The sequence below is a fragment of the Photobacterium sp. genome (genome assembly GCF_057456235.1).
The window spans coordinates 1-19235 of sequence record NZ_JBVCPH010000006.1 but is presented as its reverse complement, the minus strand read 5'-3'; the positions used below and the strand labels follow the sequence as shown (position 1 = coordinate 19235).

Sequence of the window (19235 nt, the reverse complement as noted above, 5' to 3'; positions counted from 1 at the left end):
GTTTTAAAATGACTTGAGCATAAAACAACCAGAATTTACGGCGCTTAAGGTGAATGAGGAAGAGACGTTTCAGACCCGGTAATCATTTCTGTTGAAATTGAGACCTCCCCGCACGCATCCAATGTTATTCCTTTTTATTAATACGAGGTCACGGAATAGGAAGAGAAATGTCAGAATCGGTATTCAGCCAGTAAAGGAGTTGTTAGCATACCGACAGAAATATTCATTTTTGGATAAGAAATATGCGAATTTTTATCATGCGTCATGGTGAAGCACAGAATTTTGCTCCCAGCGATGCTGAACGTCCGTTGACGACGCGTGGCAAACTGGAATCACAGCAGATGGCGAACCAGCTGGCGTCTCATCTGGGAGAGACGCTGGATATCGTATGGGTCAGCCCGTATTTACGTGCTCAGCAAACCTGGCAAGCAATGGCCGATCTGCTGCCTGCGGCTAAGGCGGTACTGAACATTGATGAAATTACGCCATATGGCGAAGCGCAAGAAGTCGCTGCGTACCTTAAAGCGACCATTGCGGTTGAACGGCCAGAAACCGTATTGCTGGTTTCACATTTACCTCTGGTTGGTTACCTGACGGCAGAAGTGGTATCTGGCATGCCACCGCCAATGTTCCAGACATCGGCTATGGCTGCGATTGAGTATAATCCCGATACAGAGGCCTCTGAATTTTTATGGCAAGATATCCCTGCGGGATAACGGGCCATTGGGCAAATTCATTTATTCATCCATTAATGGGTATTCTTATGCGGATTATCCAACCTGAGACCGTTTATTCGCTTGTCGGGTTTGTTATGATTCACGCATCAAAGACAGAAGAAAGCGTTGCAATGAAAGGTAAATTATTCGTTATTGTTTGCTCAGCCTTGTTAGCAGGTTGTGTGATGGGACCAAAAACAGTCAGTATCAATGCTAATGGTGCGATTAAATGGGCAAATGGTGTCAGTGAAGAAATGCATATTTCGACATCCGGCAGTACATTAACTTTTTCCGCACCTTCCAATATCTTAAGCCCCGGCGGGATCACTATTTTCTCGCGTATCGACAGTGCCCGTAATGGCTCTTGTGAGCATTATTACAGCGAGGGTGCGCTGAAGACCCGGATGCAGATCTGTGACAGCGGTGAAGTTACCCTGATTCAGGATGGTCGGGTGCTTAATGTTGGCGCGCTGGCTAAATATGTTTATTAGTGACAGAAAACGAGAGGCGAGTTTCGAGAACCTGTTTCCTTGGTTCTAGCGACTCGCATCTCATCTCAACGTCTATCTCTCCGGAATCTCAATCAATACCAGCAGGGCACCGTTACCACCAAATTCCAGTGGTGCCTGGTGAAAGGCCATCACGTCAGGGTGCTGTGCCAGCCACAGGGGCGCTTTCTGTTTCAGAATATGCTTGCCAATGCCATGCATGACACAGGCACAAAAAATACTTTCCTTAATACAGGCCGCAATTAAAGCCGCAAGTTCCCGCTTGGCCTCTTGCTGGGTCATTCCGTGCATATCCAGGAACATATCGGGAACATACACCCCCCGCCGCAGTTTTTTCACTTCGTACTTAGAGATTCCGGTACGGGCATACTGGGTCGGCCCGTGCTCATTAAGGTGCGGTTCAAACTCATCAGAAAAATAAAACTCATGGTTTTGCGTTTCTTTGGTCAAGACTTGCGCCTTATCAACTTTTGTTCCCTGTCGACGTGGCGTGATTATGGTATCATGCGTCAACTTTTTTACGCCTTTTACCGCATCTTGGAAGAGTGCAAAATCATCTTCTAAGTCTGGATTTTTTTTACTCATAATGAAATTCCAACAACAATATGGCGGTATTGTAGCGTTATTCGGAGGCTATTTTGGATAAGATTTTTGTCGACGAGGCTGTCAACGAACTTCATACTTTGCAGGACATGCTACGTTGGACGGTCAGCCGTTTCAATGCCGCAGGTCTTTTTTATGGTCATGGCACTGATAATGCGTGGGACGAGGCAGTACAACTGGTGTTGCCAACGTTGTATTTACCGATAGATATTCCATCGGAAGTCCGTTTCTCGCGCCTCACAAGCAGCGAACGCTTGCGTGTGGTCGAGCGTGTGATCCGGCGCATTAACGATCATACTCCTGTTGCCTATATGACCAATAAAGCGTGGTTCTGTGGCCTGGAATTTTTCGTTGACGAGCGTGTATTGGTGCCTCGTTCACCGATTGGCGAACTGATTGAAAATCACTTCGAACCATTCCTGAAGCAAGAACCAACGCGCATTATGGACTTGTGTACCGGCAGTGGGTGTATCGGTATTGCCTGTGCATATGAATTCCCTAATGCGGAAGTGGATCTGGTTGATATTTCGACGGATGCACTTGATGTTGCTGAACAGAATATTCAAGATCACGGTCTGGAGCAGCAGGTAACCCCGCTGCGCTCGGATTTGTTACGTGATGTGCCAAAAGATAAATACGATCTTATCGTGACGAATCCGCCGTACGTCGATCAGGAAGATATGGAAAGCTTGCCCGAAGAGTTCCGCCACGAGCCTGAACTGGGTCTGGCTGCGGGGACTGATGGCCTGAAGCTGATGCGTCGTATTGTTGCTAACGCCCCTGATTACCTGAAAGACGATGGTGTGCTTATCTGTGAAGTGGGTAATTCCATGGTTCACATGGAAGAGCAATATCCGCATCTACCGCTGACCTGGATTGAATTTGAAAATGGCGGCCACGGGGTATTTATGATGACCCGTGAACAACTGCTTGAATGCCAAGACGAGTTTTCGATTTATCGCGATTAATCGATGAATGGCGGACATTAAAAAACCGGAGTAATCACTCCGGTTTTTTTATCTTTCAAATTAGGGCATTTAAATCAGGCGTCGCCTTTTTCCTGCTTGGCTTTAAGCTCAGCCATGACTGTCTCTTTATTATTCAGGTAATCTTCCAGGCCTGCACGGCGCAGATCGCAAGAAGGACAGTCACCGCAGCCATCACCAATCACACCGTTGTAGCAGGTCAGGGTTTTCTCACGAACAAAGTCGAGCTTACCGTACTGATCCGCCAGCGCCCAGGTCTGTGCTTTATTCAGCCACATCAGAGGGGTGTTGATGTTTAATTGGCGATCCATCCCCAGTACCAGCGACTGGTTCAATGATTTTACAAATTCGTCACGGCAATCCGGATAACCGGAGAAATCCGTTTCACAAACACCGGTGATCACCGCCTCAGCGCCGATCTGGTAAGCATAGATCCCGGTCAGGGTGAGAAACAGGATATTGCGGCCAGGAACAAACGAATTGGGCAATCCATTGGCTTGCAGTTCGTGTGATACTGCAATGTTGTCGCGGGTCAGCGAACTGATTGCCAGCTCATTTAGCAGCCCGACATCCATCACTTTATGGGCGGCAATACCCAGCTCTTTGGTAATGGACTGCGCAACTTCAATTTCCTGCTTATGGCGCTGGCCATAGTCAAAAGTAATGCAGTGCACCTCATCGTAGTTGGCGATTGCTTGAATAAGGCAGGTGGTGGAATCCTGACCGCCACTGAATACTACTACGGCTTTACGCATGGGGGGTGTCCTGTGTTATGTAGCCTTACCGAAAAACAGTCGGTACCGACTATCTGATTTATAAATAATTAAATAAGATAATACCAATCAGAGCGTGATCTGCTGGCGGGGGCCATGCTACCTCAGAGCTGCATGAGAGAAAAGGCTCCGGGCCGGATGAGGGGGATTTTATCAATCAGATCAGGCATAAAACAGCCGGCCAATTTTGTCAAAAGGCGATTGCAGAGAAGGAAAAACAGGTTGCTGTATATTGCAGTCGGTCTATTATGGAGAATATTTTTCTCCATGATTTTGATTTAAGGGAAATTGATGAGCGGTTTGGATAACATAGACAGAACGTTACTTCGACTATTACAGCAAGATGGTACCACGGCGCTAGCGGAGCTGGCCGATGCCGTTAATCTGACCACCACGCCATGCTGGAAGCGCTTAAAGCGGCTGGAAGAAAACGGGATATTACGCCAGCGAGTTGCGCTGCTTGATCCGGTCAAACTGGGGTTGTCTTTTACGGCTTTTGTGCAGGTTAAAATCAGTAATCACTCAAAAGAGTGGTATCACTGCTTTGTCGAAACGGTGTCGGAGTTTCCGGAAGTGATGGAATTCTATCGCATGGCAGGGGAGTACGATTACATGATGAAAGTACAGGTCGCCGATATGGCGGCGTTTGATCTGTTCTATAAGAAACTGGTTAACAGCGTAGAAGGGCTGACAAATGTGACCTCTACCTTTGCAATGGAACCGCTAAAATATACCACTGCGCTACCGGTTTAGTTCACGGCATAAAAGAGAATTTATAAAATCTTTCATCAGTAAATACAGGATTAATCGCTGTATTTTATTCAACCACGACTTTATGGTTGAATCCGTCGCTTAACCTTCGATAATGAGCTTTAAAATCAAGCACTTTAAGTGACAGCTTGCTCTCGCGAAATGACCAGTTAGTTCATCATATTGGTATCAATAATACCGATGGCCCGTTCTGGTCAAAAGCCGTACATCGGCGGAGGAAACATGCAGATATTTTGGCAACTCAGATGGTTTTTTCGTCAGGAATGGCGTCGCTACGGCGGCGCTGTCTCAATTCTGTGTGTCGTCGCGGTATTTGAACTGATCCCGCCGCGCGCCATTGGCTGGATTGTCGACGGGGTCGTCGAGGGCGAAATGTCTGTTGCGACGATGTTGGTGTGGCTGGGCACCATCATAGGACTATGGTTCCTGATCTATGTTCTGCGGGTGATCTGGCGGGTCTGGCTATTCGGCGCGGCAGCCAAGCTGGGTACGGTACTGCGTAATCGCCTGTACCGTCATTTTTCGTCACACTCCCCGGTTTTTTTTGAGCGTTATAAAACCGGTGATTTAATGGCGCGCTCAACCAATGATGTCAACGCCGTCGTAATGACTGCTGGCGAAGGGGTGCTGACTGCGGCCGACTCCCTGATCACCGGCTTGGCGGTATTAGTCGTTATGACGACTCAGTTCAGCTGGCAGTTGACTCTGCTGGCTTTATTACCAATGCCTGTCATGACACTGGTGGTGTTTCGTTTCGGGCGACAATTACACGTCAGGTTTGCAAAATCGCAGGCCGCCTTTTCGAACCTGACAGATAAAACCCAGGAATCGCTCAATGGGGTGCGGATGATCCGCGCCTTTGGGCTGGAGCAGCGTCAGCAAGCTGAGTTTGATGACGTTGTCGATGAAACCGGGCGTAAAAATTTAGCGGTTGAGAAGATTGATGCCAAGTTCAATCCGGTCATTCAAATAACCGTCGGCATGTCATTTTTTCTCAGTGTCGCGGGTGGCGGGTATCTGGTTTCTGTGGGGCGGTTAACGCTGGGAGATCTCACCGCGTTCACTCTGTATCAGGGGTTGATGATATGGCCAATGCTGGCCATGGCATGGCTGTTTAATATTCTGGAGCGTGGCTCTGCCGCCTGGCAGCGTATCCAGCACATATTTAATGAAACGCCGGATATCGTCAGCGGTGACACACCATTGAATCAACCTCGGCAAACCCTGCATGTTGCTATTCAACAGTTTTGCTGGAACCAGCAGGCTCAGCCAGCCCTGCAACAGGTGAATTTCGAACTGGCAGCCGGACAGATGCTGGGCATTGCGGGGCCAATCGGTAGCGGTAAATCGACCTTGCTATCACTGCTACTGCGTCAGCAGGAATTGCAACATGGCTCGATTCACTATGGTGATGTTGCCATTGATCAAGCGGATCTCAATCACTGGCGCAGCCGGTTTGCCGTTGTCAGTCAGGCCCCTTTTCTCTTTTCCCGCTCAATAGCCGACAACATTGCCCTTGGTTTCCCAGAGGCAACGCAAGATCAGATCCGTCAGGCCGCTAAGCTGGCATGTGTGGATGAGGACATCATGCAGTTTCCAGAAGGGTACGACACCTTAGTGGGTGAAAAAGGTATTACCTTGTCGGGGGGGCAGAAGCAGCGTATCGCAATAGCCAGGGCGCTGTTACTGGAGGCTGAAATACTGGTGCTGGACGATTCCCTGTCAGCGGTTGACGGGAAAACCGAACATATAATACTGCAGAATCTGCGAACCCGGCAGAGTACGCGAGCGGTGATTGTGATAGCTCATCGCCTGACGGCGTTAGAGCAAGCCGATGAGGTGATTGTCTTGCAGCATGGCCAGATCGCAGAGCGAGGGAAACATCAGGCATTGATCCAGAATGATAACTGGTATGCAGAAATGCACCGTTACCAGCAGTTAGAACGTGCCATTGAGGAGGCGTAATGAGTGAGAAAGCCGTTAACAAAGCAGTGCTCAAGCGTCTGTTGCGTTATGCCTTGCATGATAAGAAAAAACTGGCGATTGCGGCAACGCTGTTAATTGTCGCTTCGCTGGCAGATGTTTCCGGCCCGTGGTTGATCCAGCACTTTATCGATAACTATATTGCTAAAGATAACTATTCCATCGAGGGGCTGGCAGGGCTGGCCGCGGCTTATATTGGCCTGATGTGCCTCGCGGCCTGGTTTCAATATGCCCAGTCGATCCGTTTTAATGAAATTGCGATTAGTGTGGTACAGACCGTGCGTAAACAGCTGTTTGGTAAAATACTGAATCAGCCGTTATCCGCCTTTGACTACATGCCGGCAGGGAAGCTCATATCCCGGATCACCAACGATACCGAGTCGATCAAAGACTTTTATGTTTTTGTTATTTCAACCGTCTTGAAAAATATCGCCTTGATTAGTGTGATGTTGGTTGTGATGACAATGCTGAGTTGGCGGTTAACCATCGTGGTGCTGATCTTATTGCCTGTTGTGGTGTGCATTATGGTGGTCTACCAGCGAAAAAGTGCTGGTGCTTACCGGAAAATGCGCGACTTACTGACCGATATAAATGCCTCGATGAGCGAGTCGATTCAGGGCATGAGCCTGATCCAGCTGATGCGTCAGGAGCGAGAGTTTAGCGATCAGTTCTCATCCCTGACGAGCCGTCACTTACAGTCACAGATCGGAGTAATGAAACTGAATGGGCTGTTATTGCGTCCATTAATCGATTTTATCTCTGGGGTGGCACTGATTTCGCTGGTTGCCGTGTTTGGGGTCAGTGGGGTTGAGTTAATTGGTGTCGGTGTGCTGTACGCCTTTATCAGTTATCTCGGGCGGGTGACGGAACCATTAATTGAACTGACCCAACAGTTGTCTTTGTTGCAACAGGCTCTGGTTGCCAGTGAGCGGATCTTTGGTCTCATTGATGCCAAACAGCAGGAATACGGCGATGACACCAAGCCATTGGCATCTGGCGATTTGCAGTGCCAACAGGTCAGTTTTAGTTATGACGGCAAACAAAATGTTCTGAACCAGATTGCGGTGAACTTGAAGCACCGAGGATTTCTCGCGCTGGTCGGGCATACCGGTAGCGGGAAAAGTACCCTGGCCTCGCTGATGATGGGTTTTTATCCGGTCACACAAGGTGAAGTGCTGGTTGATGGCAGGCCGTTGACAACGCTGAGTCAGAAAGTCTTGCGCCAGGGGATCGCCATGGTGCAGCAGGATCCCCATGTGCTGAATGATACGGTACGGAATAATATTTGCCTTGGCCGTCGCGTGGCTGATGAGGTGATCTGGCATGCACTGGAAAAAATCGGCCTGGCAGAGCAAATTCATCAGTATCAAGACGGGTTAGATACCCGCCTTGGCGGGGGAGAGGTTAATTTGTCCGCCGGCCAGAAACAGTTGCTGGCACTGGCTCGTGTGCTGGTGGCACAACCTAAAATTCTGATCCTTGATGAGGCGACGGCAAACATTGATTCCGGGACGGAGCAGAAGATCCAGCAAGCACTGGATGTGCTGCGTCAGAACATGAGTGTCGTGGTTATTGCCCATCGTTTATCGACCATCATGGCAGCCGATGAAATTATTGTATTGCATCGCGGTGATATTACCGAACGTGGCACTCACCGCCAGTTACTGACTCAGCAAGGCCATTACTGGCAAATGTATCAGTTGCAGCAGGCCAGTGAGCATTTACACCAGCTAGAAGAAGATGAAACCGGCGCTGAGGTTGTGTGAGTCGGTGCGACAGCAGCCGGCATAGACCGCCACTGTCGCAGGCACGGTTAAGGCTGGTGCTGGCGCATTAAGCCTTCCTGAATAGCGGAAGCGACCAGCTCGCCTTTCTGGTTATATATCTCGCCACGTACTAAGCCACGGGCACCACTGGCAGAGGGACTGTCGATGGCATACAGCAGCCATTCATCGAGGCGGAACGGGCGGTGGAACCACATTGAATGGTCGATCGTGGCAACTTGCATCTTAGGCGTCAGCAAGGTGACGCCGTGAGGTTGCAGTGCCGTCACCAGAAATCCCCAATCAGAAGCATAGGCTAACAGATATTGATGGATCCGCGGGTCATCAGGCATTTCGCCATTGGCTTTGATCCAGAGATACTGCTTTGGCTCCGAGGCTTGTGGTTTCAACGGATTAATTACAGTAACAGGGCGAACCTCAATCGGACGATCGCGGCCAAAGGTATCGACGGCTTGCTTAGGCAGGTGGTGTGCAATTGACTGAACCAGCTCTTTTTCAGAAGCGAGCCCGTCAGGTCCGGCAACATCGGGCATGGTTGATTGGTGATTAAATCCTTCTTCTTCTGCCTGATAAGACGCGGTGAGATAAAAAATGGGCCGTCCGTTCTGAATCGCTTTCACACGGCGGGTACTGAAGCTTCTGCCGTCGCGTAGTTTTTCGACATCATAGATGATTGGTTTTTCAGGATCGCCGGGTAATAAGAAATAGCTATGAAAAGAGTGAACATGGCGTTGGCTGTCGACCGTTTCTTTTGCGGCAGATAATGATTGACCGATAACCTGACCGCCATACACCTGAGGTAAGCCTAAATGTTCGCTCTGGCCGCGGAACAACCCTTGCTCCAGAGGCTCTAAATGTAACAGATTGAGAAGTTCATTCAGTTCTTTGCTCATTGTGGCTCCAATTACCATGTTATTATTGACCGCTGCTGAGTGAAGACTCAATTACTCAGTAGGAATGGTGTTATTACGACACTACAGCACAAATTCAAGTGCTATTTAATAGTAATCATACTTTTATTAAATTGTGTTTTGGTTTTAATCCGGGATCATCATGAAACAAATTATTGCGCTAATGTTTGCATTGGTCGTCGCCCTTGTTATTACGGCTTGTACTAATCTGATTCAGACCGACACTGATATGAGCAGTGTTGAAGGTTCACTAACCTACGCTGAGCCGGTTGCTTTACCAGACGATGCACGCATTACGGTGACTTTAGCTGATGTGTCTAAAATGGACGCCGCTGCAGAGGTGATCAGCAGCCAGTCATTCATTGCTGACGGGAAACAAGTGCCTTTTATCTTCCAGCTGGACTATAAACTGGATGAAGTTAAGCCAAATCATACCTACACAGTCAGCGCACGTATCGAAATCAATGGCAAGCTGATCTTTATCACCGATACTGCCAACCCTGTGATCACCGATCCCGGCGCCACAAACAAGCTAAATTTAATGTTGGTTAAAGTAAAGTAAACAATCAGCTTTTTACTTTTTCGGTTGAGACTGACACGCCATTCCAACGGTATTTTTGCAGCGAAATCTTGCCGGTTTCTGACACTTCTACGCCCTCCGCCAGCAAGATTGCTCTCTGACGGGTCAAATCGTTGCCAGTCAGAGAGATCAGCCCTTTCGCATTAACCACGCGATGCCAGGGTAAAGTTGAACCTTCTGGCAAATTGGCCATTAAGCGGCCGACCTGGCGTGCATAACCGGGAAAGCCGGAAAATTTAGCAATATCCCCGTAAGTTGTGACTTTGCCGAAAGGAATTTGGTGAATTTGGGTGTAGATTTGACTGGGAAAGTCGTTCATATTAAACCTGAATAAAAAAATAAGAAACATACCGATAGCTGCTGGCTTCTATTAGTTCTCCTTCGCACTATCGGATAACGCAAGGAGGTGCTGCCCGTGTTGTATGCCGCGTTACTCGTTCTGGTCAGCATAGTGCTGACTGTATTAGGTGTTATTGCACTTGGTCTTAGTCAGGGTGATCTGCCCGCACTGGCCCTTGCTATACCCGCGCTCTGGTTATTGCCGCAAGGTGGCGTTGCTGCCTGGCTGTTACTGATAGCACTCGCGTCTTTTGGTGTTGTAATGCCAGAACAGCCACTCGCACTTTCCATCAGCATCTTTATGATGTTACCTATTTTTTCAGTGGCTTTCTCGCCCAAAAGCAATTGGCAGCTGGGGGCGCTATTATTCTCGGTCGTACTCGCGATGGATGTCGGGCTGATGGCACTGCAGAGCGAAGGCAAGCTTGCTGGCAGCGTGTGGGCGACGGTCGTTCAGATTGTTGCTGTTTCCGCGATGTGGTATACAGCCAGAAACTGGCGTTATGTAGACGGTAATACCTGGTGGCCATTGTTTCTGGTGGTCCCGCTATGGGTAGGAGGCATGGAGCATGCCGCGCTGGTGGCGTTATGTATTACTGGCCTGATAGCAGCCTTGCAAGGTATGAAGAAAGTGAAGCTCGGTGATTGGGTTCCACGCTTAGTCTGGATTTTACCGGCGGTCGGTTTTGCAACCCTGGTTCTCACACCGCAATTTGAAGTCCCGAATCCGGTGTTAGTCGCCTGGTTGCTGGTTTTGGGGGCGGCATTGCTCGGAGAGTTCCTGCTCGATGAGCCTGAAGAAGAGCTGTAAACCAGGGATGAAGGCGGCAGAAAACGATTAATTCTTTCACATCAAACAGACGTGCAGTCAGTTTGGGCAATAAACCAGCAGTTGACATGCAGCAGAGCGTTATCACCTTGCATTGTGTTCTGCCTTGTTGGATAATCTCTCCCGTTCTCGAACAGAGACAAAGAATCTATGGAGGCCCCCATTGGTCCTCCCGCAACACTAACCTGTGAACTCGGCCAGGCCCGGAAGGGAGCAACCGCAGCAGGTGACGTGTGTGCCGGGATGTGGCTGGTGGGGGCTTCCACCCATCTAGCGTTTGTAGTTTGCACCATAAGCCTGCATATCTTCCCTAATACCGTACATAATTGGCACAATAAGCGTGCATAAGCTATTTTTGTTGTAGTTTAACAACAAAACGGGCTAGAGCATCATGTATCGCCGTCAGCTCAAACACTCCCGCGTTAAGAACCTTTTCAAGTTCGTCAGTGCCAAGATGAATCAGGTCATGACAGTCGAGTCTTACTTAGAATTCGATACTAAGGATAATTAGCGGCCAACAGCATGTTGGATAATTTGGAAATATACGTACTGTGGTTTTCTGACTAACTAATCTGTTGTGCTACTTCTCTTTCTGTATTAGCGGATTCTGAATAAACAAAATATCTGGAAACTTCACTTTCTAGGTCTTTTGTCCTTCAACGAAAGTTATTAATTTCATTGTTGTATCTTTAATTTCAGTTAATAACATCATAATAAATGACTTCGGCTAAATGGTATATTCCATTTTAAAAGTGATGAAGGGATAATAGCCATGACTTATTGATACTGCTTTTGGTAAACCAAGTCGTTTTAAATCAACATGATAGATTTAATTAAACTATTTTTTATTTGCAATTAAATCCAACACGAAAAGGAAATACTTTTTTAAGTGCTCACAAATGATGAACGAACTGTGATCGCAAGCATGCTGAAACATTTGGTGAGTTTATATATTTAACGCATCCGATGTACTATCAGAATGAAGAGTAAGTTATGACAACAAGAGTGCAAAAGTCGTTAACAGCAGTGTCCGTTTTCGCGGCGCTATGCATATCCCCCCTAGCATGGGCTGAAATTAAGGAGGTCACATTACTGCATACCAATGACATTGAAAGTGTTTATGAGCCTGTTGAGGCTTTCTGGAATAATGATATTGAACACATTGGTGGTATTCCTTATCTAGCGACATTGATAAAGCAGGTTCGAGCGGAAAGTAGCACTAGCTTTTTGCTTGATGCCGGTGATATTTACACTGGCGCATTGTCAAAAAAAACGCAAGGAAAAGTAGTTTTCGATATATACAGTGCTATGGGGTATGACGCCATCACGTTGGGCAATCATGAATTTGAATATGGTTGGGAGTCTTTACGTGACACCATGCCACGCGCAAGCTTCCCTGTCCTTAATGCTAATATCTATTACCAAGGAACTGACATTCCGTTGGCGCAGCCTTACACCATACTTGAAAAAGATGGTGTCAGAATCGGTGTGATTGGCGTGATGGGGATAGATGCTTTCTACAACACAATGTGGAAAGGAAACCGTAAAGGGTTGGAAGTTCGCGATCCAGCTGAAGAGGTGCAAAAGTGGGCGGATAAATTACGCCCTGAGGTTGATATGATCGTCGCCTTAACCCATCAGAATAAAACGGCACCAATGCAAACCGACAAAGAGGCGGATGCCGAAATCCAACGCGGCTTTGATGAAGACTATGAATTAGCCGGAAAAGTAAAAGGGGTAGATGTCATCTTTGGCGGGCATTCTGATCATGGCCTTTGGAAACCGGTTGTGCATCCGAAGACAGGTACTGTTATCGGCCTGACATTTGGTCAGGGTAAATACCTTGGGTATACAAAATTCAGAATTGATACTGACACTGATGAGGTTAAGCTACTGGAAGGTAAATTAATTCCGGTTGAGTCAGACAAATTAAAGATAGATAAAAAAACAAGCCAAGTTATTGAACAGTATAGAAATGATAGCCCTGAACTGGCAGAGGAAATAGCAAGTATTGACTCAACTGCATACCGTCGCTACTACCGCGAGTCGAACATTGGTAATTTAGTTGCTGATATTATGCGGAAAAAAGGTCAAGCGGATATTGCGATGATCAGTTCAGGCAGCCTGCGAGTTGATCTTAACTCCGGCCCCGTGACAGTGGCAAATGTGATGAACCTTTTCCCATTCACCGATACGCTATCTGTCGTTGACATGACTGGTAGCCAATTAAAAGAGCTACTGGAGTACAGTTATAAGTTACCTTATGGCCTGGCTCAATTCTCAGGTATTAAATCTACTTATGACAGCACTAAACCTGAAGGACAGCGACTACTGACATTAAAAGTAAATGGACAGCAGGTACAAAATGACGGGAACTATAAGGTGGCGACATACTCTTATGCAGCTAGTGGTGGCGATGGGTATACTATGTTTGAGAAGGGTAAATTACTTTCTAATGGCGAATCTGTGACACAACACTTGGTTGATTATTTCCGTGAAACCAAGCAGATCAACGTACCTGGGTTAGGAAGACAAGTGGATGTAAGTCGATAGATAACAACTGGTCGTTACTTAAGAAGGAGCGCGCCAGCCATTGCTGGCGCACTATGTTATGTCCAATCTATATCCTCAAGAGCTGTCAGTCTTCAGTCAATTATTTAATGGCTGCAAATCCTTTGGTTGCCCTAATCTGGGAGAGAGTGAAACTGCCAGATACTCTCGTTCTGACAGATTGGGCTATCCAGCTCTTCACTGCCCACTATGCGGGTCGTATCCGCCTGTTCTTGAAAATGAGCCTATTGGTCAGTTAATCAAACAGAACTACCAGCAACATTTGCAGCAAAAACTCGCGGCGTGTCCTCAATGCAAGCCTAACTTTCTTTATAAATCCTCTGCAATTAGTAAAGTATTATCCTATGGGGTGACACCCGCAGGAACACAAAGGAGAAAGTGTGCATCCTGTGGAAAAATATTCAGCTTGCTCAATACAGAGCAAATGACAAGAAAACTCCAACACTTATTTGATCTTCTGGTCAGCGGAGAAAAGCCCCAAGATTTAATCAAGTGTAGCCAGATGCACAGCAAAAAGTTTTATCAATCTCTGGGGCAGCTAAGTGCACTATTACGACATTTTTCAAGGATTCAGGAACAATGTCGATTGTCTGTAGCCCGAAACGTTACGCTGATGACTCACTCTCAGGTAGTCCGTTGTCGCGCCGGAGTAACTGGAAGCCATGGTGTTGATCTTTGGTTTCTTTCTACAACTGATGCCAAGACAGGTTATCAATTTCTTCAGACAAGCAATTTGCTTCTAGGTGATCAACAAACTAAGGGGGTATATAACCCCAATGCTCTTGAGCAGGAAATTGAAGTTATCCCAGAAAATTTATTAAAAACGGCTGAAAAGAATTATCATAAGATCATGAGTCGAAGGCAGTTTGACGAATTATTTTACTGTTCTGAATCAAGAAGTAAGACCAAAGAAGGTGCGCTATTACGACCTGTTTATGGTGCACACTGCCACTTTCAGCTGTTGCAGGCCATGTTCAATCCTGTAAAAAAGTTATCGATCATTCTGGAACATGAAAGCTTTTTACGAGGATCATGTATATGGGCTTTCAGCGAACAAGTAAAAACAGGGAACTGTCAGTTATATTATCTGTATCACGCCGCCTGTAATAAGGAAGTACATACCTCAACATCAGATGAAGCTAAACAACGGATATTGGGTTGGTGGAACGAGAGGTGGGTTCAACAAGCTTATTCATGGCATAAGCTGCATTGGAATATTGCACTGGGCTATCTAACAAAACCCATAAAAAATAATCCGATACTAACAAGACCTGACTGGAATCATGACTTCTGGCAACAATACATAGAGTGGCTTCCAGTTACCTATCACCGAAAAATTAAGTGCGAAACCATGGTGCAATGGTTAGAAATCTTCCGATTTATCTATAACTATCTTAAAGCAGAATCCAGGACAGAAGGCTTAGATATTAAGGATACTGAATTGACATCCATCAACTCCCTAGTTTCATATGTTAACAGGTAATTTGACAATGAGTTTTAACAGCTCCCTTATGCTCGATAATCTTCAACAAATGATTATTCTCGCAACAGTTGCACATAAGCAGAATTTCACTCGTGCAGCAGAACACCTTGATATATCAAAGTCGCAAGTCAGTAAACAGATTCGATTTCTGGAAGAGAGATTGGGTTGTCAGCTAGTACAGCGGAATACGCGGTTTGTTGTTTTAACCGAGCAAGGTATTCAATATGCTGAATATGGTCAACAACTGCTTGATACGGTAGGAGAAGCCGAAGCAATGATCGCAGGTTATCGCAATGAAGTTAAAGGTGTTCTCAGGATTGGTGTCGCACAGTCATTTGGCAATATACACATTATACCGGCCTTTGCTGCATTCCAAAAAGCTCACCCAGAACTTGAGATCGAAGTGAGCTTATTTGATCATCGCCCTAACCTGCTTGAAGAAGGTTATGACTGCTGGCTAACAATTCGCGAACACACGTACCTTCCCGAAGGCATGGTTGCCAGAAGGTTGGCTGATTGTAATTTTGCCGTTGTCGCCTCACCTGAGTATTTAAGCAAACATGGTTATCCTAAGACGCCAAGTGATTTACGTTACCATAACTGCATCACTTACCAGAGCCGGGAAAGAAAATACGTAAATTGGGAATTTACTCGTGATGGTGTTCACCAATCAGCTTTCGTCCAAGGTAATTTCCGTATTGATAATGCACCAGCTTTACTCGACGCCGCCTGTTCTGGTCTCGGAATTGCTTATTTGACAACTTATTTGCTTACTGACGAAATAGAGACCGGCAACTTAATAAAACTGCTTCCTGAATGGAATGCGAATATAGAGTTGACGGTTTATGTCGTTTACCCAAGACGTAAATATCTTGCACCTAAAGTAAAATGTTTCATCGACTTCATGTCAGAGTATATGTCTACCTTATCAAGTCTTGATGTTTAATTCTATTCTAGAATACCTTTCTGGATCAGGTAACACACGGAAATGAGGTGTTTTCGCAAAGTTATCCTATGAGTTATGATCATGCAAGCTTTTCACTCAGTGTAATTACATGGCCATTAAATTTTCAACGCGATAAGTATTCCAATCCTTATGTCTTGATGTGGAAATAAACAATTTTGCTGCGAAAATATTTATAAAAACCTAACGGAAGCGGTTTATTGACTCAATGAATGACGGGCCGTAGCCCACTTTATAAAAAATCCATAACAAGTGGTTGTCACGCAATCATATAACATAGTTCATGTCAGTCAGCACCGTTTAACTAAAGAAAAAATGCTGTACTTATCTTCGCAGCTGTCTGCTTGGATAAGCAGCGTTAATGCACTTCAACAAAGTATGCTCCGTTCCCAACTTCGTCTGAATTTATGGTCAGAACAAATGCTATGGATAATATTCATAATACGTTTTACAAATATCTAAATATTTACAACTTAAAAGGGAAATGCTTTTTTTCTGAGTCTAAATTTAATTTAATTATGTGAACAACATCACCAGGTAGCAACTATTCTTACTTTACACTCTTCGTAGTTAATAAAAAGAAAAGTAGAAGAGAGTATTATGAAACCAACCCCTTTAACGCCACTTTCTAGTTCTATTTTGATTACATTTCTTGGTCTGAGTTCATCAACTTGTCCTGTAAATAAGGAGGTCACACTATTACATCCTCGTAGTATTGAGAATGGTTATTAATATATTGATCAATAAAAAATATCAACGTTACATCCTCTGGCCGTCAAGTTGATGTAAAATGTAATTAATTTAATTCCTTCATCTAAGTCAATGCTATCATCCTGTGTGGGCTGTGACTGAAATTTTTGAGTAAATAATATGAATAAAGCAATTCTTGTTCTTGGAACTAGCCTAATTTCCTTTTCTTCTTCGGCTGCAAATATATATGATGATGGTTCAACAAAAGCCGACATAAAAGGTTACTTAGCCGCCAGTTTATATCTTTCTGGTGATGATACATCAGCTTACCCAAATGAAAGTGGCCTGAAAGATCATTACTCTCGTGTCCGTTTTGCTTTCCAACATCAAATCACGGATAACTGGGTAGGATCTGCTCAGGTTGAGTGGGGATTTGACGGGCAAAATCAAGATTCAACAACGAATAGTTTGAATCTTGTAAATCGTCTAGCTAATTATGGTTTCGTCAACAGTGAAGTTGGCTCTATTCGTATAGGTAAACAATGGTCTGTTTATGGCGACATTGCAAGAATGACGGATCAATTTTGGATATGGGGAGCTTCTGCATCTGGCTTCTATGATGGACGATATGGATTTGATGGCGGTGATTCTGGTCAAGGGCGAGCTGATGACGCTTTAACTTATCGTCATAAAATTGGCAATATACAAATTGGAGCACAATATCAGGTTGAAGAAAAACACCGTTCAAATGGTGCTGCAGATAGAGATTATGGTTACCAACTAGCATTAGCTTCTGATTTTGATTCGGGTATTAAACTCGGTGTAACCTATGCCACAACCAAATATTCAGATGATGTGGACACTGTTGCAATGCTATTTGGTGCAAAATATACCAGTCAATACTGGTATATTGCTACAACAATAGGGCAGTATGAAAATGAACACGTTTTTGATGGTGTAGCCGCTAGCTCGAATAAACAGACTGGAAGTCTAGGCTCAGAGCTTTATGTTCGGTATAACACAACAAGTAATACTGCATTATATGGAGGGTATAACTATTTAGAAGATAAGGATTCCATTGGTGAGCTTTCCTATGGCTTGTTGGGTGCCGAGTGGACTCCAGGAAAACTAGTTTTAGCTGCGGAGTATAAACTGGCAGAAACAGAGAAAGATGCGAATGGCAGCGATATAGGTGAAGATGCGTTTGGTTTACACCTGCGTTATTTCTTCTAACAATTGATCCCCGCAATTCAATTGGGGGGAATCACTTCGTTGTTATTGTTTGATCGTGATTTATAAAATAAACCATTTGGGGAAAGGAACCCTCCTTTATATCAATCACTGGATTAATAACTGTCTCATGATGAGATGATTGGCAAAACTAGAGGGTAACATTATGGAATTCAACATGGTTGAAATGGTGGGTTATGCGTCGTCACTCATGGTTGCAATATCACTAATGATGAAAGACATTGTATGGCTTCGTATTTTGAACTTCATTGGTTGTGTACTTTTCACTACTTATGGTTTTATGATCGATGCATTCCCAGTGGTCGTAACTAATGGCTTTATTGCCTGCGTCAATATTTATTTCTTGGCCAAAATGCAACAAGAGCGAAATAAACAAGTTAATCTAGCATGTGAGTCCACATAGAAAGCTATCAATATCGATGAGCGCGAGTCATCAAAGCGTAAATGCAGAGAAGTGTTTTCGAAAGAGTTTTGGTGTTCGTTAATAGTAATGAACAGGTAAACTTTGACTCATCTTATAGTATTTCAAATAACAACGTAAGCCGTGAGTTGCCAGAATTATATTATAATTGATAGCCTGTACATAAAGATCGTCAATGCAATAATAATCAGCCTTGTAGTTAAAAATTACTCATCGAAACTAGCAGAAAAAGATGACCGTTATAACAAATTTTACCATTATGGTACTCGCAGCCACTGTTAAATTATGACAGTGGTTTTTTTATCATCAATGAGCCAATCCGATAAAAAACGAGATATTTCGACGCGTTTTTTCGACATTTACGAGTTTATCACCATTCAATTAGCGTCTCTATCCTTGAACACAGCTAATGCCAAAACCCACTATGAGTTGTCAGCTTATAGGAAAGATAGTACGAATGGACTGTAGTTGAAATGCCTAAGTATCGATTGCTGAGTAATCACTAGTAATGGTTATAAATGGGAGTTTGTGAGCGATGATGACTTAAAGGAGCACTCCCCCCTAGTGCATTCATTAATGGAAAGTCATCTAGTTATAAGCTGACATAACGTAACGATTTCTTCTTGCTTTGTGTGAAGTCCCCTCGGTGGTCATCTCTTCGACTCGTCTAGATAAAAAGGCTTAGTACTATATCGTCCAGTAAACTGTGTCTAATGGTGTAAACAAAGTTATAAGTTTGCTTACACGTGTCGAGCTATGCCCTACTGTGTAAATGAAGTCCCACTTATAGGTTTGTTTACAGTAAAGTGTCAACGAATCGATTTTGCTTACATTCAATAAAGGGTGAACTAAGAGCCAGTATCGGTAAGCGTGAACTTCGTCGCAGTGTGCAAATCCGTGTCAGGCAAAGAAGCCATACAGCGCTCATATCTGGTGCTGACTCTGATGCATGAACTTTTGTTTATAAGGAAGCGGTTGGTGTTGTTTCATATGATTCTTGCTGTTGCCAACAAGGGGAGCAAACTAATGAGGCTTGTTTGAAAGTTTCCTTCAATGTTCGATTCATTAGAC

At 45.0% G+C, this 19235-nt stretch carries 17 protein-coding genes and 1 other RNA gene; 14 read left to right on the top strand and 4 right to left on the bottom strand.

Going from position 1 to position 19235, the window contains the following annotated elements:
- Positions 1-242 precede the first annotated feature (242 nt).
- Together sixA and AC2204_RS08295 are read left to right on the top strand one after the other, a co-directional pair.
- Positions 243-716, top strand: coding sequence for a phosphohistidine phosphatase SixA (sixA, locus tag AC2204_RS08300; protein WP_318925054.1), 474 nt, complete (start codon positions 243-245; stop codon positions 714-716).
- A 95-nt stretch (positions 717-811) separates the two neighbouring features.
- Entirely contained in the window at positions 812-1207 is a 396-nt protein-coding gene (locus tag AC2204_RS08295; RefSeq protein WP_318925053.1) for a hypothetical protein, read from the top strand.
- Between the two features lie 72 nt (positions 1208-1279).
- On the opposite strand, the gene smrB is transcribed toward AC2204_RS08295, so the two are convergent.
- Positions 1280-1810: an endonuclease SmrB gene (gene smrB, locus AC2204_RS08290; RefSeq protein WP_318925052.1), complete on the bottom strand. Its 531-nt coding sequence runs from the start codon at positions 1808-1810 to the stop codon at positions 1280-1282.
- Between the two features lie 53 nt (positions 1811-1863).
- On the opposite strand from smrB, the gene prmB reads away from it, so the two are divergent.
- Entirely contained in the window at positions 1864-2796 is a 933-nt protein-coding gene (gene prmB / locus AC2204_RS08285; RefSeq protein WP_318925051.1) for a 50S ribosomal protein L3 N(5)-glutamine methyltransferase, read from the top strand.
- A 74-nt stretch (positions 2797-2870) separates the two neighbouring features.
- Here the strand turns inward: prmB and queC are convergent, their stop codons facing one another.
- A complete protein-coding gene (queC, locus tag AC2204_RS08280) occupies positions 2871-3569 on the bottom strand; it encodes a 7-cyano-7-deazaguanine synthase QueC (RefSeq protein ID WP_318925050.1) in 699 nt (232 codons plus the stop codon).
- Between the two features lie 309 nt (positions 3570-3878).
- Here queC and AC2204_RS08275 point away from each other — a divergent pair, with 309 nt between their 5' ends.
- The 3 genes from AC2204_RS08275 to AC2204_RS08265 all read left to right on the top strand — a co-directional run bounded on the left by AC2204_RS08275 (position 3879) and on the right by AC2204_RS08265 (position 8107).
- Positions 3879-4340 (top strand): Lrp/AsnC family transcriptional regulator, encoded by a 462-nt coding sequence (locus tag AC2204_RS08275; protein WP_318925049.1) that lies wholly within the window; start codon positions 3879-3881, stop codon positions 4338-4340.
- Positions 4341-4580: 240 nt separating this feature from the next.
- Complete coding sequence (locus AC2204_RS08270; RefSeq protein ID WP_318925048.1) at positions 4581-6323, top strand: SmdA family multidrug ABC transporter permease/ATP-binding protein; 1743 nt, start codon at positions 4581-4583, stop codon at positions 6321-6323.
- Positions 6323-8107 carry a SmdB family multidrug efflux ABC transporter permease/ATP-binding protein gene (locus tag AC2204_RS08265; RefSeq protein WP_318925047.1) on the top strand — a complete coding sequence of 595 codons (1785 nt, stop codon included), beginning with the start codon at positions 6323-6325 and terminating at the stop codon, positions 8105-8107. Before AC2204_RS08270 ends, AC2204_RS08265 begins: the two co-directional genes overlap by 1 nt.
- Before the next feature lie 47 nt (positions 8108-8154).
- Here AC2204_RS08265 and tesB read toward each other — a convergent pair whose 3' ends face one another.
- Positions 8155-9018 carry an acyl-CoA thioesterase II gene (gene tesB / locus AC2204_RS08260; RefSeq protein ID WP_318925046.1) on the bottom strand — a complete coding sequence of 288 codons (864 nt, stop codon included), beginning with the start codon at positions 9016-9018 and terminating at the stop codon, positions 8155-8157.
- Positions 9019-9178: 160 nt separating this feature from the next.
- On the opposite strand from tesB, the gene AC2204_RS08255 reads away from it, so the two are divergent.
- A complete protein-coding gene (locus AC2204_RS08255; RefSeq protein ID WP_318925045.1) occupies positions 9179-9598 on the top strand; it encodes a YbaY family lipoprotein in 420 nt (139 codons plus the stop codon).
- Between the two features lie 4 nt (positions 9599-9602).
- On the opposite strand, the gene AC2204_RS08250 is transcribed toward AC2204_RS08255, so the two are convergent.
- The gene (locus tag AC2204_RS08250; protein WP_318925044.1) at positions 9603-9935 is read right to left on the bottom strand and encodes an MGMT family protein; all 333 of its coding nucleotides are present in this window, start codon (positions 9933-9935) and stop codon (positions 9603-9605) included.
- A 96-nt stretch (positions 9936-10031) separates the two neighbouring features.
- Here AC2204_RS08250 and AC2204_RS08245 point away from each other — a divergent pair, with 96 nt between their 5' ends.
- The 7 genes from AC2204_RS08245 (at position 10032) to AC2204_RS08215 (ending at position 18146) form a co-directional block, all read left to right on the top strand.
- Positions 10032-10766 carry a VP0952 family biofilm-associated protein gene (locus AC2204_RS08245; RefSeq protein WP_318925043.1) on the top strand — a complete coding sequence of 245 codons (735 nt, stop codon included), beginning with the start codon at positions 10032-10034 and terminating at the stop codon, positions 10764-10766.
- 179 nt (positions 10767-10945) lie between these two features.
- Positions 10946-11042: signal recognition particle sRNA small type (gene ffs, locus AC2204_RS08240), an RNA gene on the top strand.
- Between the two features lie 735 nt (positions 11043-11777).
- Positions 11778-13337, top strand: a complete 1560-nt coding sequence (locus AC2204_RS08235) for a bifunctional metallophosphatase/5'-nucleotidase (protein WP_318925042.1) — start codon at positions 11778-11780, stop codon at positions 13335-13337.
- A gap of 58 nt (positions 13338-13395) precedes the next feature.
- The gene (locus AC2204_RS08230; protein WP_318925041.1) at positions 13396-14838 is read left to right on the top strand and encodes a hypothetical protein; all 1443 of its coding nucleotides are present in this window, start codon (positions 13396-13398) and stop codon (positions 14836-14838) included.
- Between the two features lie 28 nt (positions 14839-14866).
- Positions 14867-15784 (top strand): LysR family transcriptional regulator, encoded by a 918-nt coding sequence (locus tag AC2204_RS08225; protein WP_318925248.1) that lies wholly within the window; start codon positions 14867-14869, stop codon positions 15782-15784.
- A gap of 888 nt (positions 15785-16672) precedes the next feature.
- A complete protein-coding gene (locus tag AC2204_RS08220) occupies positions 16673-17725 on the top strand; it encodes a porin (protein ID WP_318925040.1) in 1053 nt (350 codons plus the stop codon).
- A 163-nt stretch (positions 17726-17888) separates the two neighbouring features.
- A complete protein-coding gene (locus AC2204_RS08215) occupies positions 17889-18146 on the top strand; it encodes a hypothetical protein (protein WP_318925039.1) in 258 nt (85 codons plus the stop codon).
- The last annotated feature ends 1089 nt before the right edge of the window (positions 18147-19235 follow it).

Bases quoted from the DNA above. Each gene is read 5' to 3' on its own strand.
- smrB (WP_318925052.1), bottom strand. From the start codon at position 1,810: ATGAGTAAAAAAAATCCAGACTTAGAAGATGATTTTGCACTCTTCCAA.
- AC2204_RS08255 (WP_318925045.1), top strand. From the start codon at position 9,179: ATGAAACAAATTATTGCGCTAATGTTTGCATTGGTCGTCGCCCTTGTT.
- AC2204_RS08225 (WP_318925248.1), top strand. From the start codon at position 14,867: ATGCTCGATAATCTTCAACAAATGATTATTCTCGCAACAGTTGCACAT.
- AC2204_RS08220 (WP_318925040.1), top strand. From the start codon at position 16,673: ATGAATAAAGCAATTCTTGTTCTTGGAACTAGCCTAATTTCCTTTTCT.
- AC2204_RS08295 (WP_318925053.1), top strand. From the start codon at position 812: ATGATTCACGCATCAAAGACAGAAGAAAGCGTTGCAATGAAAGGTAAA.
- tesB (WP_318925046.1), bottom strand. From the start codon at position 9,018: ATGAGCAAAGAACTGAATGAACTTCTCAATCTGTTACATTTAGAGCCT.
- AC2204_RS08250 (WP_318925044.1), bottom strand. From the start codon at position 9,935: ATGAACGACTTTCCCAGTCAAATCTACACCCAAATTCACCAAATTCCT.
- AC2204_RS08270 (WP_318925048.1), top strand. From the start codon at position 4,581: ATGCAGATATTTTGGCAACTCAGATGGTTTTTTCGTCAGGAATGGCGT.
- sixA (WP_318925054.1), top strand. From the start codon at position 243: ATGCGAATTTTTATCATGCGTCATGGTGAAGCACAGAATTTTGCTCCC.
- AC2204_RS08275 (WP_318925049.1), top strand. From the start codon at position 3,879: ATGAGCGGTTTGGATAACATAGACAGAACGTTACTTCGACTATTACAG.
- AC2204_RS08215 (WP_318925039.1), top strand. From the start codon at position 17,889: ATGGAATTCAACATGGTTGAAATGGTGGGTTATGCGTCGTCACTCATG.
- queC (WP_318925050.1), bottom strand. From the start codon at position 3,569: ATGCGTAAAGCCGTAGTAGTATTCAGTGGCGGTCAGGATTCCACCACC.
- AC2204_RS08235 (WP_318925042.1), top strand. From the start codon at position 11,778: ATGACAACAAGAGTGCAAAAGTCGTTAACAGCAGTGTCCGTTTTCGCG.
- AC2204_RS08230 (WP_318925041.1), top strand. From the start codon at position 13,396: ATGTCCAATCTATATCCTCAAGAGCTGTCAGTCTTCAGTCAATTATTT.
- AC2204_RS08265 (WP_318925047.1), top strand. From the start codon at position 6,323: ATGAGTGAGAAAGCCGTTAACAAAGCAGTGCTCAAGCGTCTGTTGCGT.